Here is a 16,330-nt window from a genome sequence, read left to right on the forward strand (position 1 = left end):
GGAGGTTCGCCGGTGCCGGCGGAGCTGACGTTCTCGGCGAGCGACCTGGCGCAGATGCGGTTCGCCGTCTCGCCGATGTGGGAGGTCGGGCCCAGTTTCCGGCTGCTGAGCTCCGGCTCCGCCCATCCCGTGCACCGCAGGTGGGCCGAGCAGGTTCGGCCGCGGACGGCGGCCGCCGGCCTGGACCGGGGCTGGCTCGCCGAACTGATCCCGCCCTCCGGGTACGTGCCCGACTTCCTCAACCCGGCGCCCGCCGGACCGGCCCCCACGCTGTCGGAGGAACTGGCCGTGGTGGCCGCCACCCCCGACGACCGGGTACGCCGGGACCTCGACCGGCTGGCCCACGAGCAGGGCCGTCTCGGACCCCGGTCGCGGAACCTGTACGTCGACCCCCGGGCCTGCCTGGCCCGGGTCACGGAGGAGATCGAGGTCTACTGGGAGCTGGGGCTGGCCCCCTACTGGGCGCGAATCCGCGCCGTGCTCGACGCCGACGTCTTCCACCGGGCCCGGCAGGTCGCCGAACACGGTGCGGGGCACCTCTTCAACGACCTGCATCCCTCGGTGAGCTGGGACGACAGCGCGTTGCGGCTGGCGCGGCGGCGGAGCCTGTCCCGCGAGACGGCGGGCGCGGGGTTGCTGCTGATCCCCTCGGCCTTCACCGGGCCGGGCCTGTTCACCCGGTTGACGCCACCCGATCCGCCGCAACTGGCCTACCCCCCACGCGGCCTCGGCTCACTGTGGGAACCTCGGCCCGTCACCGGCACCCATGCCCTCGCCGCCGTGCTGGGCCGCTCCCGCACCCTGTTGCTGACCGAACTGGACACCCCGGCCTCCACCACCGAGCTGGCCCGCCGTACCGGCCTGTCCCCCGCCGGCGTGTCCCAGTGCCTGACCGCGCTGCGCGACGCGGGACTGGTCAGCGCCCACCGGGCCGGTCGCTCCGTGCTCTACGCCCGCACCGCCGCCGCGGAAACGCTCCTCGCCGCAGCGGGTTCTTAGAGAGTGCCGGGCGGGAGCCCGTGCCGCCGGGCGAGCCAGGCGGCGTAGTGCGGGCGCTCGGCGATCGCCTCACGATGAGCCTCCGCCGCGAACGCGGTCAGCTCCTCGGCGCGCCCCGCGAGCGGGCCGTCCCGGCGCCAGGCCACGAGATGCCGCAGCCACAGCGGGTTCCCCGCGAGCGGGCGGACCACGATGCCTGGGCCGTCCTGCACCGTGGCCTGGCAGGGTGAGACCGCGTGCCCGCCGGCGACCAACTGCCGGATCATCGTCTGCTCGGTCATGCTGTGCGGGACCCGTGGTGTGAACCCCGCCTCCTGGCAGGCGGAGTAGACGCACTCCGGCCAGCCGACGCCGTCGGGCGGCGATATCACCCAGTCGTCGTCGGCGAGGTCGGCCAGGCGCACCTCCTGTTCGCCGGCCAGCGGATGGCCGCTGCTCATCAGCACGAAGACCGGCTCGGTCGCCACGAGGCGCATGCCGACCGAGGGGACGGAGGGCAGCTCGTTACCGGGATAGTCGACCAGGGTCGCCGCGTCGAGGCGGCGGGAGGCCAGCAGATCGAGCAGGAGCCGCGGGGAGTATTCGGTGTGCACGGTGATCGACACCCCCGGTACGGCGAACAGCCGGCTGAGCAGCCCGGACAACATCGGCGTCACATATCCGCCGATGCGCGCGACGTCCGTCCGGTCGTCGTACGCGCTGACGCCGCTGAGCAGCTCGTCCACCGTGAGCAGGATCGACCTGGCCCGTGTGAGCACGAACTGGCCGAAGGGAGTCGGGGTGACACCGAGGCGGCCGCGCCGGAAGAGCTGCCCGCCGAACGCCCCTTCGACCCGCTGAAGCTGGGCCGTGAGCGCGGGTTGCGACACGCCGACGGCGGTGGCGGCCTTGCTGAGGCTTCCCGCGTCGGCGATGGTGCAGATCACCCGCAGGTGGCGAAGCTCCAGCTGCACAGCAACCTCTCCCTTCACCCCTATAACGCCAGGAATATACCCCTTCAGGATTTGCCGGATATTTCGTAGTTCATGCAGGGTGGAGGCCGAGCCCGACAAGAGGAACCCTTCATGCCCGTGACCCACCGCCACTCCGGATACGTCTTCACCGATCACACGATCACGGTCCCGCTCGACCACGCCGTCCCGAGCGGCCGGACGATCGAGGTGTTCGCCCGTGAGGTGGTCGCCGTGGACAAGGAGCCCTCGAGCCTGCCGTGGCTGCTCTACCTCGAAGGCGGCCCCGGCAACCGGGCCCCGCGCGAACTGCCCGCCTGGTTGGGGCGCGCGACCCGCGACTACCGGGTGGTCCTGCTCGATCAACGGGGAACGGGACGAAGCACTCCCATCACGCGGCAGACCCTGACCGACCTGGCCGCTCCCGCAGACGACCTGCGCCTCTTCCGGGCCGACAACATCGTGCGGGACGCCGAACTGCTCCGGGCCCACCTCGCGGGCGACCGCCCGTGGAGCGTCCTCGGCCAGAGCTACGGCGGATTCTGCGCGGTCACATACCTGTCGCTGGCCCCCGAGGGCCTGCACGAGGTGATGATCACCGGTGGGCTGCCGTCGCTGACCGCCTCGCCGTACGACGTGTACCGGGCCGCCTACCCGCGGGTCCTGACGCACAACGACCGATTCTTCGCCCGGTATCCGGGTGACCAGAAGATCGCCGCCCGCGTCGTGGACCACCTACGGGAACACGAGGTGTCCCTGCCGGGCGGCGACGCGCTCACACCGCGCCGCTTCCAGACACTGGGCATCACCTTCGGCCAGGACCGGCGCTTCGACCTCCTCCATCACCTGCTGGACGAGGCGTTCACCGGGAACGGACGGCTTTCCGACGTCTTCCTGCGCCGGGTCGACTCCGTGGTCTCCTTCGCCGAACACCCGCTCTACGCCCTGCTGCACGAAATGATCTACTGCCAGGGCGAGGCCGCCGCCTGGGCCGCGCACCGGGCGTTGGACGAGTTCCCCGAGTTCGATCTCGAGCGGGGCGGACCTGTCCGGTTCACCGGCGAAATGGTCTTCCCGTGGCACTTCGAGGAGGACCCCGTGCTGGCGCCGCTGCGCTCCTGCGCCGAGCACCTCGCCGCGTACACCTCCTGGCCGCACCTGTACGACCCCGACCAGCTGGCCGGCAACACGGTGCCGGTGGCCGCGGCGATCTATCACGACGACATGTACGTCGACCGCGAGCACTCACTCGCCACGGCCGGAGCGGTGCGCGGCCTGGTCCACTGGATCACCAACGAATACGCCCACGACGGCCTCAGCCGCGGCCCGGCCGTACTGGACCGGCTGATCCAGATGGTCCGCCGCTGACCGCGGCCGATCGTCCTCGCCCTCCTGGCGGCACGGTGGCAGTGATCCTTTCTACGGCCACCCCGCGCCGGGCACCGTCACCTCGATCGAGAGGACCCGGCCGGAACCGGGTGCGACCATCTCGGGCATGCCACGCCACTCGGCTGCGACGACGAAGAGCGTCGACCGGTGCTCGCCGCCGAGCGCGCAGGCGAAGCCGCCGCGGTCCAGCTCGACGGTCTGCACCGTCTCCCCGCCCTCGCGGACGCGCACGCAACGCCGGTTGGGCACGTCCGCGTACCAGACGGCGTCCTCGGCGTCGACGCAGATCCCGTCAGGGACGCCGTCGCCGAGATCGGCCCACACCCGCCCCGCCGACAGACCGCCGTCGGCCTCGATGTCGTAGGCCATGAGCCTGCTCCCGTAGGAGTCGGCGACGATCAGCGTCGAGCCGTCCTGCGTCACGGCCATCCCGTTGGGAAACGCGATGCCGTCGGCCACGTCACGCGCCGAGCCGTCGGGACCGACGCGCGTGACATACCCGGGAGCGAACGGCGCACCGGCGAGCATGTCGAAGCCGAGCCGGTTGACGTAGACATTGCCGCGGCCGTCGATGACGACGTCGTTCCACGCGCCTGCCAGGCCGGTCAGGTCGGCATCGGGGACCAGCGACCCATCGGGTTCGAGGCGCAGCAGCAGTCCCCGCCCCGAGTCGACGATCACCATCCGCCCGTCGGGTCGCCATGCCGTGCAGAGGGGAAGCGAGTTCACCCGTGCGACGACTTCGTGCCGGCCGTCCGGGTCGAGCGCGATCACCTCGTGCACGCTCCAGTCGGAGAAGTACAGCCGGCCGTCGTGCCAACGTGGCGACTCGACCAGCCCCAGACCGGTGAGCCGGATGTGCGGTTCGGACATCGGGGACTCCCTTCGCAGCGTCATTGAGGACGGGGTGACGCCTGCCACCGGCGACGCGGCCGCCCCGGCAGGAATTCACTCACCTCTTCGGATTTGCCTCTCCGTCCTATACGAACCGGGAACGCCGAGATCGACACCCTGCTGACGGGCGGTTCCTCGCGCCGCTGACAGTGGGCGCACGCTCGAAGTGTGATTTATGAATAGAAATGCGGTTTATTAGCTGACAATCTATAAATAGCGGCATGCATGGCTGGAAAGTCGCCAGTGAGTCCGGAATGCGCATAGATTGATTACGTCCTGATTTAAGCTATAAATCCGGAGTTATCCCCACTTGGGATGGGCGGATCGGGCGCCGCGAGGCGGATAGTGCAGGCACACTCCGTCTTGCCGCTGGAGGTTCCCCCCGTGCGCATTCCCAGGCCGTTCGCGGCCTTGGCGGCCCTCTCGATGACCGCCGTCTTGCTCACCGTCCCCGCTACCCAGGCCGGCGCCGACACCGCCGCCACCGCCGCGGTCGGCAGCGCCACCGTGGTGCCGCTCCAGGTCACCGGCGACCCCGCCAAGCGCTTCAACCTGATCATCATGGGTGACGGCTACACCGCGGACGAACAGTCCACGTTCGCCGCGGACACCGATCACCACCTCAACGTGTTGTGGTCGATCGAGCCGTACAAGTCCTACCGCAACTACTTCAACGTCTACCGAGTGGACATCGTCTCGGGCGAGTCCGGCGTCGGCTGCGACCCCGACCTGTCCGCGGGCCGGAAGAGCACGCCGTTGAGCATGGGCTTCTGGGGCGGCTGCAACGCGTCCAGCGTCCAGCGGCTCCTCACCCTGAACAACTCGGCCGCCAACACCTACGCCAACATGGTCCCGGGAACCCGCAGCGCCAACCGGCAGATCCTGGCACTGGCCAACAGCGGCACGTACGGCGGCGCGGGCGGCGCCTACGCCACCGCCTCGGGCCACAACTCGATGTCGGCCCTGATCGCCCCGCACGAGATCGGCCACTCACTCGGCGGCCTGGACGACGAGTACTCCTACTACTCGCGCGGCGTGGACGGCGGTCCGTACACCGGCGGGGAGCCCTCCTCGGCGCACCACACGTTGCTCACCGAGCAGCAGATGCTCGACCAGCACAAGAAGTGGTGGCGCTGGCTCGGCGAACCCAGCGAGGCCGGCGGCGTCATCGGCAGATACGAGGGCGGCCTGTACAAGAGCAGCGCTGTCTGGCGGCCCAGCCAGCACTCCATCATGCGGACCCTGGGCTACTACTACGACCAGGTCAGCCGAGAGATCATGACCCAGAAGATCGCGGCCAAGGTCAGCCTCATCCAGAGCGAAACGCCCACGACCGCGCCCGTCGCCGCGGACCGGGTGCTGTGGGTCGAGCCGATGCACCCCAACACCCATTCGCTCACCACGTCGTGGAGCGTGGACGGCACTGAGGTCTCCGCCCACGGCACCTCGCTCGATCTGCGCGCGCTGAACCTGACGCCCGGCACGCACAAGGTGACGGCGACCGTCACGGATCCGACCGGCTTCGTCCGGGACCCGGCCATCCGCGCCGCGCTCACCGCGACCCGCTCATGGACGGTGGACACGAGCCTGACCACCACCCCCGTGGCGACCGCCCCCGGCTTCCTGTCCTCCACCCCGACGGGCCTGCCCGTGGCCCGCGAAGAGGTCGTGTACGCCGAGACCACCCACCCCGACGACAGCGTCCCCGCCGTCACCTGGGCCCTCGACGGCACGCGCCTCGACGACACCGACGGCGACCTCGACCTGGGAGCCGTACAGCTCACGCCCGGAGACCACACCCTCACCGCCACGTCGGGCGGTCAGACGCTCACCTGGACCGTGGACGACTCACTGCCCACGGCCGAGTACGAGCTCTCCGAACCGCTGGCCGGCTCGGGCGACGCCTACGTCTACAACGGTCCCTTCACCATGAAACTCACCGGCCAGGACGACCAGCCCGGATACGTGGTGCGGGAGTCGCGCGTGGACGGCGACGGCTGGTTCAACTACTTCGGCTGGCCGACCTCTGCCGACCTGCCGTGGCTGTTCAGCGAGAGCGGCACCACCATCGACAGCCTCACGTACGGCAAGCTGCCGCGCGGCGCGCACACCGTCGAGTACCGCTCCATCGACGCCGCGGGCAACTACGGGGAGTCGAAGAGCTTCACGGTGACGACCCTGGCGCCGCCGCCCGCGTGCACCACGACGATCACCGGCTCGCGCAAGGGGTCAGTCACGGTCACCTCGGGAGTCACCTGCCTGAACGACGCCGAGATCAGCGGCTCGGTGACGGTGCGCCGCGGCGCGTCGCTGGTGGTGGACGGCGGCACGATCAAGGGCGGGCTCACCGCGGCGTCCGCCGCCGAGGTGCACCTGCTCAAGGCCGACGTCAGCGGTTCGATCGCGATCTCCGGGACGACCCGGGCACTGGTGATCGGCGGCTCCGACATCACGGGGGCGGTGAGCCTGACCGGCAACACCGCGACAGAGGCGGCCGTCGTCACGGGCACCACCGTCCACGGCGCACTGTCCTGCGCCGCGAACACGCCCGCGCTCTCCGACGCCGGCGTGGCCAACCACCTCACCGGTGCCGGCGCCCAGTGCGGCGGCCTCGTCACGACGTCCCAGCACAAGGCCCGGAACTCGTTGTACGACGCGGTCCAGCCGGTGCGCGGCTGACGCCGGAATCCGAAGAAACATGCGGGGCGTCCTCAGCCGAGGGCGCCCCGCACGCGTACACGAACGGCCGCGTCGGCGCCCCCCCTTGAGGGTGATCATGCACGTCTTCGGGCCCGTGCCGCACGGCCTGCGACCCCCGTTCCGCGATCATGCGCAGATTCGGTCGCACTCATGGTGACCTGGCGTGCACTGCACGAGCCCGCCGGTCGGCCATCTGCTCGCCCGGCCGTGGAAACTCGCGGGGCCGAGGCCCAGTCGAGGTTTGAGGTTTGGGTGGATGGCGATTTTGCCCAAAGCGAGCGCCTTTACAATGTAGATTAATAAGTGTCTGTGTCGCCGCGCGTGACCACTGCTTGAGGTCTCAGGAGGTGATCGCGCCCGGTTAGATGGCGTAATGACTGCCGCAGACCTTGCGAAGCGCCTCCCCGGCATCGCGACCGTCCGAGCCCTGAGCCAGTCCTATGCCGTTCTGGACGCTCTCCTGAGTCCGGACGGCTACGCCACCTACTCCTTCGACGCCCACTGGGCCTCGGGCGAGGAACTCGCCTCGATGAACGACGGCGCCGGCGACGAGTACTCGATCGTCTTCACCCGGGCCGGAGCGTTCATCCGCGGGTTCGACCACGAATCTCCGATGAGCCCCTACCGTGACGACGGCACCTATGCGACCTGGCCCGGCCTGGTCGAGTCGCTCCCCCGCGAGTTCGCGTCCCAGATCGACGAGCCGGCCTTCTGCCACGACGTCCCGACCGGCAAGGTGCTGGCGGCCACCGTCTGCCTGTGGCGCCTCCACGACGACTCGGCCTGGCGGTGCGGCGACATCGCCTACCCGAGACGGAGCGGCTTGGACGACCCTGACGGTTCAGGCTGGATGTTCGCGATGCTCGCCGACGCCACCCCGGAGGCCTACCGTGCTTATGCCGAGGACTATTTCGAGGTCTCGCTCGACCCGGCCGCCATCCGGGAGGTCTTCCAGCACCGCCCCCTGACCGCGGACCTCGTCAGGCGTATCAACCCCGAGGCGGAACTCGCCTCCCTCGAGGAGACCCTCGAGACCGTCGGCTACTCCCCCGGTTCCATCCGTTAGCGCCAGGTCCGCTCCCCCAGGTCGATCCGTTATTTGAGGTTGAACTGGCGCTTGAGCACACAAGGCTCACGTGTCGGGGCGTCGTTGAGGATCCGCGTCAGGACAGGGCGAGGACGCAGAACTCGTGGCCCTCCGGGTCGGCCAGGCACGTCCACGGGACGTCGCCCTGGCCGACGTCGAGGTCGGAGGCGCCGAGGGCCCGCAGCCGGGCCACCTCCGCTGCTTTGTCGTCACCGGGGTACGGCAGCAGGTCAAGATGGACGCGGTCCGGCACGGTCTTCGCGTCGGGCGTGCGGAGGAACTCGAGATACGGGCCGACACCCTTGGCGGAGCGCAACGCCGCATGTTCGTCGGTCACCTCGTGCAGGGTCCAGTCCATCGCCTCGTCCCAGAACCGGGCCATGGCCCGCGGGTCCGCGCAGTCGACCACCACCGCGGCGATCGGCCCGGTGTCCCGGTAGATCTCCCGAGGCTCCAGCACGCAGAACTCGTTGCCCTCGGGGTCGGCGAGGACCGTCCACGGCACTTTGCCCTGGCCCACATCGGCAGGCGTCGCACCGAGATCCTGGAGGCGCGCGACCAACTCCGCCTGATGGGCAGCAGAGGTGGTGGCGAGATCGAGGTGCACACGGTTCTTTGTTGCTGTCTTGGGTTCGGAGACGGGAACGACGTCGATGCCGACGGCGACCGGGTCCGGCCAAACGAAGCCGCCGACGGGTCCAACGTAGGTGGTCACGCCGGGCCTGAAAACACTCCAGCCGAGCGCCTCCGCCCAGAACCGGCCGACCGCCAAGCCATCAAGAGCCTTTATGTTCACCTGAACAGGTCGCAGTGCCATGCCCGCGATCCTATGTACCCGCTCTGCAACGACATCCGCAGGTACTGCTCCATGTCCGGCCGAGGACCTGTCCCTGCCTACAAGCCGTGCGAACCGCCGTACAGGATCGCGGCCTGGACCCGGCTGCGCAGGCCGAGCTTGCTCAGCACGCGGCTGACGTGCGTCTTCGCGGTCGCCTCGCTCATGTCGAGCGCACGGGCGATCTCCGCGTTCGACAGCCCCCGCCCCACGCAGGCCAGCACCTCGCGCTCCCGCGGCGTCAGGACGCCGAGATCGGGGGATTCGGGCTCCCTCGTGCGTGCGAAGGCGCTGATCAGGCGTCGTGTCACCGATGGGGAGATCAGGCCGTCCCCGCACGCCACCAGTCGTACGGCCTGGACCAGTGCGTCCGCGTCGGTGTTCTTGAGAAGGAATCCCGCCGCGCCGGCGCGCATGGCGCCGAACACGTACTCATCCAGGTCGAACGTGGTGAGGATGAGGACGTCGGCGATGCCGGCCAGTTCGCGCGTGGCCGAGATGCCGTCGAGCCGGGGCATGCGGATGTCCATGAGCACGACGTCCGGCCGCGTCTCCACGGCCGTCCGCACCGCCGCCTCTCCGTCGGCCACCTCGGCGATCACCTCGATGTCGGCCTGGCCCTCCAGGATCAGCACGACGCCGGCGCGCACCGCGGCATGGTCGTCCGCGACCAGGACTCTGATCACCTTCCGTCCTCCGCGGAGATCAGCGTGGCCTCGAACGGCTGCGACTCCACGACGAGCGTCGCCACGACCCGCCAGAGCAGTTCCCCGTCGCCCGCTGCCGGAGGCTCGGTCCGCGGACCGGCGGGCCGTCCGGATGGACCCACCGTGAACGTGCCGCCGACGAGCATCGCGCGCTCCGCCATGCCCACCAGGCCGGTCCCTGAGCCGGGCAGGCCGGTCGAATCGGGTGCGCACGGATTCTCAACCGTCAGAACGATCTCGCCGTGCTTGTACTCGACGGTCACGTCCGCCCGTCCGGTGCCGTGCTTCAGCGCGTTCGTCAGGGATTCCTGGAGGATGCGGTAACCGGCCAGCTCGATGGACGGCGGCAGCTCGCGAGAAGTCCCCGTCACCGACAGACGGACGTCCATTCCCGCCTGGCGCGACCGCTCCACCAGGTCGGGCGCGTCCGTCATGCGATGCCGGGTCGTCTCGGGTTCGTCGGCCTCGGCCCGCAGCAGGCCGATCATGGTGCGCATCTCGGCCATGCCGCGCACGCTGTTCTCCCTGATCGACTCCAGCACCTGTCGCACCGCCCCTGCGTCGAGGTCCTGCCGCGCGATGACCGCCGCCGACTGGATCGCGACGGCGCTGAAGTGGTTGGCGATGATGTCGTGCAGTTCCCGGGCCATGCGGCTGCGCTCGGCGGTGACGGCGGCCTGCCGGTCCAGCTCGGCCAGCCTCGCGAGCTGCACCGCGCGGGCGCGCTCGGCGATCGCCTGGTCCCGATGCTGCCGGACGATCAAAGCCGTCAGCGCCGGGGTGGTGAGCACGAGCCCGGCCTGCACACCCCCGACCGCCAGCGCTCCCCAGTCTCTGGCGACGACTCCGGCGACGGCGCCCACGACGACGGCGAGGACGGAGGTGATCCCGAGGAGCCACCTCGCCAGGCGGTACGGGCCGTACAGCGTGGCCGCGTAGAGGTTGTCGGTGAACACCAGGACGGTGCCGAGCGACGGCCCCAGGGCGATGTCACCCGCGATCGCCGCCACGCCCAGCGCCAGCGCCGCCACCGGCCGGCGCCGTCGCAGGCCCACTCCCAGGCACGCCGCCGCCAGTGGGACGGCGATCAGCGGCGCCGCCTGTCCCCGGTGGACGTACGCGTCGCCGGCCAGCAGAGCCAGGCCGCCGGCGAACACGGCGACCGCCATCAGGGCGTCCCGCTGGAACGGATTCACATGAGTCATCGCATCACGCCCTGGTGCCCCGCGATACCGCCCCCGTCATGACCTGCCCGTACATAGAAGGATGTAGCCGGGTTCATCATCGCCGACGACGACGGGCGGCCCCTCGCCGAGCACGCTGAAAGAGTGATCGTAGCCACCATCATCGGATGTGAGATCGGGTTCTGGGTGCTGCTCGGCCTCGGCCTGCTCGCTCGCTACAAGCTGCGCCGACGGCGTCTGAGCAGCGCGCTTCTGTTGTGCGTCCCCCTGACCGACCTGGTCCTGCTGGTCATGACGGTGATCGACCTGCGTGGCGGTGGCACGGCCGCGTGGACGCACGGGCTCGCCGCGGCGTATCTCGCGTATTCGATCGTGTTCGGCCGCCGGACGATCCGCTGGGCCGACCAGGTCGCCGCACACCGGCTCTCCGGCGGCCCGCCGCCGTGGAAACCACCCGCGGGCGGAATGGCCAGGGCTCGGCACGAATGGGGCATGTGGCTGCGGATCGTGCTGGCGTACGGCATCGCGTGCGCCCTCCTGGGGCTTGCGATCTGGGCGATCGGCGACCCGGCTCGCACGGCCGCGCTCGTGACCTTCATGCTCGGGCTGGCCCGGGTACCGGTCATCGCGCTTCTCTGGCCGTTGGCGTACACGCTGTTCCCCAAGAAGACGACGAGCCCCCGCCCTTCTGGAACGTGAAGGTGGAGCGTCCCCGCGCTGCCGACGCTCCCTGACGCCGAGCCGTCACAGGTGTCCGGTTTGACGGCTCCTCGGACATTCGGTGGGATCGTGGGGTGAGGCCGCCGGCGAGGCGCCGGTGGAGCCCGATGATCCCGTTCACGGCTTCGGTGCCGCCGTTGGATGACCGGCTGGTGGTGAAGTAGGCCAGGAACGCGTCTGGTCGCCCGCGCTCTGATAGACGGAAGCCACTCAGCGCAGTACGGCCGCCAGCAGGTCGGCGCCCAACGCCGTCAGATTGGGCAGATTGAGGGTGTACCGGACGTAACGACCGTGCCGTCGAGCCGTGAGCAGGCCCGCGCGGCGCAGGACGGCAAGGTGGCGGGACACCTCCGGGGGTGAGAGCTCCCAGAAGTGGGCCAGCTCGCCGGTGGTGTGCGGGCCGCGGGCCAGGGTGCGCAGTAGCCGCAGCCGTACCGGATGCGCGAGCGCCTCCAGCCGGAGGGTGACCGTCTCCAGAGAGACCGGCTCCGCCGGACTCGGCTCGGCGACGGGGTACTGCACCACCGGATGCCACCCGGGTGCGTGGACCGCCACCAGGTGCGGGCGGCCGAAGACGCTGGGGATGAAGGTGACCCCTTCGCCACGGGCGGCGGTCGCCTTGTCCTGCACCTTGTCCACGATGATGCGGTCGCCGTCCGGTGCCAGGGTGACCGCGCCGGAGACCGAGGCGAGTGCCGCCCCGATGCCGTGGCGCCTGAGCAGTTCGTTCTTCAGGCGCAGATCGGTGGCGAGCTGCACCGCGACCCCCGCCCAGGCGCCGTCGAAGAAGGCTCCGGCGCATTCTTCGAGGGTGTGGCGCACCCGTGCCCGCACCGCAGCCGGGTCCGCGAGCAGCCGTTCCGCGAAGGCCTCCTGCAGCGCGCCGCGGGCCTGGGCCACGTCCAGGGCCCGCTCGCGCGCTGTCGTGTCGGTGAGCGGCGACGCCCCGGGGAAATGGACCCGGTTGCTGCCACACGTGGTGACGAGCGCGGCGGTCACATACGTCTCGTCGTCGATCCGGTCCACATCGTCCAGCTCCTCGGCGAGGGTCGGCCGGGGCCGCGCGGGGATCAGGAAGTCGGCCTGTGAGGAACGCCAGAGGAACTCCGCCTCCCTGAGCCGCTCGGCCAGCTCCGGCCGCAGCCCGGCCCAGACGTCCGCGGCCCAGCCGGCGAACTGCGGATGATGACCGGGTTCGGCCAGCACGTGCAGCATCGCGGTCAGTTCGGCCAGCGGGGAGGCGGCGAACCGCACTCGCTCGGACGGCAGACCGCTGATGTCGATCCTCAGCGTCACCCCTCCATCATCACCGCCCGGACAACCTGGCGACGGTGTCGATTGACGATGTGCGTCAACCGACGTGCCCTGCCCCAGCGGCCGAACGCACCATCTGACGCCATGGCAACCATCACCGGAATCCAGCCCCGCGCCCTCGTTCGCGCCTCAGGAGGCCCCCGCTATGCCGTCGCCCTGGCCGTGGACGCGCTGGGCACCGGCCTGCTGCGGCCCTTTCTGCTGCTCTACGGCGTGACGGTACTGAGGCTGTCCGCGCCGGTCACGGGCACCGCCATGACGGTCGGCATCGTCGCGGGTCTGGTGTGCATGCCCGGCGTGGGCCGATGGCTGGACCGCGGCGCACGCAGCACGGTCGTGGCGGCGTCGATGCTGGTGCGGGTGCTGGGAGTGGCGCTGCTGCTGGCCGCCCCAGCGGGGCACGTCTGGCTTTTCGCGACGGCGGCACTCTTCCTCGGCAGCTGTCACTGCGCTCGCCTACCTTGCCGCAGCCGCCTTGGCGTGGTCGGTCCACGTGCACGCACATCCAGCGGAGGCCGCCCCGGCCAAGGACCGGGACGACGAGCCCGCACCCCGGATGCTCGCGCTACTTGCCGCCAACGTGGTCTACGTCTTCTGCCTCAACGTCCCCGAGATCGCGCTCCCTCTGGTTCTGGTGACGCAGCTCCACGCGTCCCCGGTGTGGCCGGCAGCCGTCTTCGTGGCCAACACGGTGCTGGTCGTCACCCTGCAGGTGCCGGTCACCGTCCTCATGTCCCGCTTCTCCCGGCGGACCGTGCTGGCCCTCTCCGGCGTGGTGCTGGCCGCGTCCTATCTCGGCTTCCTCGCGGCCACCTCATTGGGACACGGCTGGGGTACCCCGGCCGTCGCCACGGTGTCCGTGGTCTGCACGATCGGCGAGATCATCTACGCCGGCAGCGCCACCGCGCTCGTCACCGCACTCACCCCGGCCCATGTCCTGGGACGCTCCCTCGCCCGCTTCCAGCTCTCCACGGGCTTCGGCCTCGCCGTCTCCCCGGCGGTCATCACCACGCTCGCACCCCACGGCCCGGCGGCCCTCTGGGGCAGCCTCGCCGCCGCGACACTCCTCTCCGCCTCCGCCGTTGGCACCGAGAAGGATCGCGGAACGCGGCTCAGCGGTTGCCGCCCCCGGGGGCGAGCAGGCTTGTGAGCCCACCAAATGTCCAAAGAGCCGGTTTGACCGGTGGCCCCTTACGGCTCCCGGCGCGGGGATCAACGCAACCGTGGCCGGCGCTGAGCTGACATGCCTTCCGGGGCTGACCTGGATCGCGGGCTTGTGCGTGGGTAAGCTGCACGTCCGGATCATCCTGACTTGCCGAGGTGATTGCCCTTGCCTCCCACCTTGACGTCCTCTGCCGGCTGACCAGGACGTTCGCCCAGCGATCAGCGCAAACTGCAACGAATCGTCATACGGGAGACGGCAACACATGAATACGCCACCAGCGCCACCTGGAGCGGAGCGGATCGACGGATCATCCGTCCAGATCGGCGCTCTCGTTCCGCTGACTCGGCCCGGCTGGATCGAGGCGGGCCGACACCTGCTCGCTGGACTCAAGCTGGCCGTTCGCGAGGTCAATGACGCCGGCGGGATCGGCGGAAGACCCCTCGAGCTGGTGGTCCGAGACACCGCGGCTGATCCGCAAAGGGCCGCGGCGGCCGTAGATGAACTGGCCCGCCTGGGCGCGGCCGCCTTGGCGGGGGAATATCACAGCGTCGTCGCTCGCGCCGCTGCCGCCAGGGCCGACGCCCTCGGCCTGCCGTTCCTGTGCTCGTCGGCGGTTCTCGACGCGCTCACCGAACAGCCGACAGAATGGGTCGCGCGCCTCGCCCCGGCACAGTCCCACGGCTGGCAGATCTACGCAGACTTCCTCCTCAGCGCGGGCCACAGTCGAATCGCCGTGGCAGCCGAGCCGAGTGTCTACTGGGCGGCTGGGGCCCGCATTCTTCGGGACCACCTCGCTCCACGCGGCGGCACCGTCATCGAACTCGACATGCGCGCGCTCGCCCCCACGGCCGTGTGCGACGAACTCGTCGACAATCGCGCGACAGCCCTCCTTCTTCTGGTCGGCAACCCGGAGCCGGCCGTGTCGATCGTCAAGTCTGTCCGCCGCGACCGGCGCCTCGCCGAGATCATGATCGGTGCTCCGGCCGGGCAACCGGAGTTCGCCGAATGGGCGACGTCGCTGGGCGACGACAGCGCCGGGATCCCGTTCTTGCGCTACCTGCCCGAGCGCCTCAGCCCACTCGGCGCACGAGTCAAGACGGCCCTCCGCGAGCGGCTGGCCGAAGCGCCCTCCTTCGTCGCCTTCGAGGGCTACGACACAGTAACCGTCCTCGCCGATGTGCTGCGTTCTCACGGCGCGGACCGGGCGCGCACCGCCGAATCCTGGCCACGCGTCGCGGTCGAAGGCACCCGCGGGCAGATCCAGTTCTCCCGCACGCCAGGCATCAGCGTTTGGCAATGGGCTTGGCCGCCGATCCAAGTCGTTGATCGAGATCCGGCGGAACCCGATCGCTTCCGGATCCTTCACGCCGGCTGAGAGGGTTCCGACTACCCAGATCTGACCGAACTTCAGGCTGTCTACCTGTATCAGGGCAGCGCTCAGCCCGCGGCCTCACCCCCTCCCGGCACTCGGCTGCGCGAGGCGGCGGGCACGGCCGGTGGCGGCCCAGGCGTCTGCCGCCGCGTCATCGCGACGCCGACGAGCACGACGGCCATGCCTGCGATGACGCGGAGCCCCAGCCGCTCGTCGAGCACGATCGCCCCCAGCGCCACTGAGACGACGGGAAGCAGGTATCCGACGGTGGCGGCGCTGGTCGCGCCCTCGTCGGCGATGAGCCGGTAGTTGAGATAGAAGGTGAATCCGGTGCCGAAGACCCCGAGAACGGCGACGGCGATCACGGCCATCGGGCCGACGGCCACCGGAGCCGCGCCGCCAATGGGAAGGGCCGGCGCGCTCAGTCCCGCGGCGGCGGCGAGTTGGGCCGCGGACAGGGCGATGGGAGTGGTGCCCTTCCCGGTGAGATTGCGTCCCATGTAGGCGAAGGCGACGGCGTAGCTCGCCGCCGCTCCGAGGATGGCCGCGGCCCCCCAGCTGACGAGTCCGGCCTCCTGCCACGGGGCGAAGATCAACATTGTGCCCGCGAACCCGAGCACCAGCCCGCCCAGGCGGACTCCGGTGAGTCCTCGCTCGGTGCCGATGGCGATGCCGATCAGCACCGACCACAGAGGAGTCGTCGCGTTCAGCACTCCGGCGACCCCGGAGTCCACCGTCTGCTCACCGATGCCGAAGAGGAAGAACGGCAGCGCGTTGCAGAAGAACGCGGCCACCACGAGGTGGCCCCAGGTCGCGCGGCCCCGCGGGAAACGCTGGCGTGCGGAGAGCGCCAGACCGGCGAGGACGGCCGCGCCGAGCGCGGAGCGGATGAAGGTGATCTGGAGTGGGGTCAGCCCGTCGTCCAGGGCCAGCCTGATCCACAGGAACGCCGATCCCCACAACAACGCAAGTACGGCCATGCGCACCAGCGAGGCGTGTCCACCCCTCATCACT

14 protein-coding genes are annotated in these 16,330 nt (G+C 70.2%); 7 read left to right on the forward strand and 7 right to left on the reverse strand.

The annotated features are described in order from the left end of the window. Positions 1 to 12 precede the first annotated feature (12 nt). A complete protein-coding gene (locus Pph01_RS08170) occupies positions 13 to 999 on the forward strand; it encodes an ArsR/SmtB family transcription factor (RefSeq protein WP_239116517.1) in 987 nt (328 codons plus the stop codon). On the opposite strand, the gene Pph01_RS08175 is transcribed toward Pph01_RS08170, so the two are convergent. Next, entirely contained in the window at positions 996 to 1,952 is a 957-nt protein-coding gene (locus tag Pph01_RS08175) for a LysR family transcriptional regulator (RefSeq protein ID WP_204072379.1), read from the reverse strand. The genes Pph01_RS08170 and Pph01_RS08175 overlap by 4 nt on opposite strands. A 111-nt stretch (positions 1,953 to 2,063) precedes the next feature. Between Pph01_RS08175 and Pph01_RS08180 the strand changes: the two genes are divergently transcribed. Further along, positions 2,064 to 3,317 (forward strand): alpha/beta fold hydrolase, encoded by a 1,254-nt coding sequence (locus Pph01_RS08180; RefSeq protein ID WP_204072380.1) that lies wholly within the window; start codon positions 2,064 to 2,066, stop codon positions 3,315 to 3,317. Between the two features lie 51 nt (positions 3,318 to 3,368). Here the strand turns inward: Pph01_RS08180 and Pph01_RS08185 are convergent, their stop codons facing one another. Continuing rightward, entirely contained in the window at positions 3,369 to 4,211 is an 843-nt protein-coding gene (locus tag Pph01_RS08185; protein ID WP_204072381.1) for an SMP-30/gluconolactonase/LRE family protein, read from the reverse strand. Between the two features lie 405 nt (positions 4,212 to 4,616). Between Pph01_RS08185 and Pph01_RS43280 the strand changes: the two genes are divergently transcribed. Together Pph01_RS43280 and Pph01_RS08195 are read left to right on the forward strand one after the other, a co-directional pair. Then, a complete protein-coding gene (locus Pph01_RS43280; protein WP_275412806.1) occupies positions 4,617 to 6,911 on the forward strand; it encodes a M64 family metallopeptidase in 2,295 nt (764 codons plus the stop codon). Positions 6,912 to 7,305: 394 nt separating this feature from the next. Continuing rightward, entirely contained in the window at positions 7,306 to 7,998 is a 693-nt protein-coding gene (locus tag Pph01_RS08195; RefSeq protein ID WP_204072382.1) for a hypothetical protein, read from the forward strand. Between the two features lie 97 nt (positions 7,999 to 8,095). Here the strand turns inward: Pph01_RS08195 and Pph01_RS08200 are convergent, their stop codons facing one another. From Pph01_RS08200 to Pph01_RS08210, 3 genes are all read right to left on the reverse strand, one after another. Then, entirely contained in the window at positions 8,096 to 8,836 is a 741-nt protein-coding gene (locus tag Pph01_RS08200) for a VOC family protein (RefSeq protein ID WP_204072383.1), read from the reverse strand. A 77-nt stretch (positions 8,837 to 8,913) separates the two neighbouring features. Next, positions 8,914 to 9,540 carry a response regulator gene (locus Pph01_RS08205; protein ID WP_204072384.1) on the reverse strand — a complete coding sequence of 209 codons (627 nt, stop codon included), beginning with the start codon at positions 9,538 to 9,540 and terminating at the stop codon, positions 8,914 to 8,916. Beyond that, positions 9,537 to 10,766, reverse strand: coding sequence for a sensor histidine kinase (locus tag Pph01_RS08210; protein WP_204072385.1), 1,230 nt, complete (start codon positions 10,764 to 10,766; stop codon positions 9,537 to 9,539). The genes Pph01_RS08205 and Pph01_RS08210 overlap by 4 nt, the downstream gene beginning before the upstream one ends. A 123-nt stretch (positions 10,767 to 10,889) precedes the next feature. Between Pph01_RS08210 and Pph01_RS08215 the strand changes: the two genes are divergently transcribed. Beyond that, complete coding sequence (locus tag Pph01_RS08215) at positions 10,890 to 11,444, forward strand: hypothetical protein (protein ID WP_204072386.1); 555 nt, start codon at positions 10,890 to 10,892, stop codon at positions 11,442 to 11,444. Positions 11,445 to 11,675: 231 nt separating this feature from the next. Here Pph01_RS08215 and Pph01_RS08220 read toward each other — a convergent pair whose 3' ends face one another. Further along, a complete protein-coding gene (locus tag Pph01_RS08220) occupies positions 11,676 to 12,761 on the reverse strand; it encodes a DUF5937 family protein (RefSeq protein WP_239116518.1) in 1,086 nt (361 codons plus the stop codon). Between the two features lie 511 nt (positions 12,762 to 13,272). On the opposite strand from Pph01_RS08220, the gene Pph01_RS08225 reads away from it, so the two are divergent. Then, complete coding sequence (locus Pph01_RS08225; RefSeq protein ID WP_204072387.1) at positions 13,273 to 13,929, forward strand: MFS transporter; 657 nt, start codon at positions 13,273 to 13,275, stop codon at positions 13,927 to 13,929. 277 nt (positions 13,930 to 14,206) lie between these two features. Then, positions 14,207 to 15,319 (forward strand): ABC transporter substrate-binding protein, encoded by a 1,113-nt coding sequence (locus tag Pph01_RS08230; RefSeq protein ID WP_204072388.1) that lies wholly within the window; start codon positions 14,207 to 14,209, stop codon positions 15,317 to 15,319. Positions 15,320 to 15,381: 62 nt separating this feature from the next. Here Pph01_RS08230 and Pph01_RS08235 read toward each other — a convergent pair whose 3' ends face one another. Beyond that, positions 15,382 to 16,326 (reverse strand): DMT family transporter, encoded by a 945-nt coding sequence (locus Pph01_RS08235; RefSeq protein WP_239116519.1) that lies wholly within the window; start codon positions 16,324 to 16,326, stop codon positions 15,382 to 15,384. Positions 16,327 to 16,330 lie beyond the last annotated feature (4 nt).

Source organism: Planotetraspora phitsanulokensis (genome assembly GCF_016863295.1).
GTDB lineage: Bacteria > Actinomycetota > Actinomycetes > Streptosporangiales > Streptosporangiaceae > Planotetraspora > Planotetraspora phitsanulokensis.

Excerpts from the sequence above, each read along its gene's own strand:
- Pph01_RS08230 (WP_204072388.1), top strand. The coding sequence starts at position 14,207 with ATGAATACGCCACCAGCGCCACCTGGAGCGGAGCGGATCGACGGATCA.
- Pph01_RS08185 (WP_204072381.1), bottom strand. The coding sequence starts at position 4,211 with ATGTCCGAACCGCACATCCGGCTCACCGGTCTGGGGCTGGTCGAGTCG.
- Pph01_RS08195 (WP_204072382.1), top strand. The coding sequence starts at position 7,306 with ATGACTGCCGCAGACCTTGCGAAGCGCCTCCCCGGCATCGCGACCGTC.
- Pph01_RS08200 (WP_204072383.1), bottom strand. The coding sequence starts at position 8,836 with ATGGCACTGCGACCTGTTCAGGTGAACATAAAGGCTCTTGATGGCTTG.
- Pph01_RS08180 (WP_204072380.1), top strand. The coding sequence starts at position 2,064 with ATGCCCGTGACCCACCGCCACTCCGGATACGTCTTCACCGATCACACG.
- Pph01_RS08235 (WP_239116519.1), bottom strand. The coding sequence starts at position 16,326 with ATGAGGGGTGGACACGCCTCGCTGGTGCGCATGGCCGTACTTGCGTTG.
- Pph01_RS08210 (WP_204072385.1), bottom strand. The coding sequence starts at position 10,766 with ATGACTCATGTGAATCCGTTCCAGCGGGACGCCCTGATGGCGGTCGCC.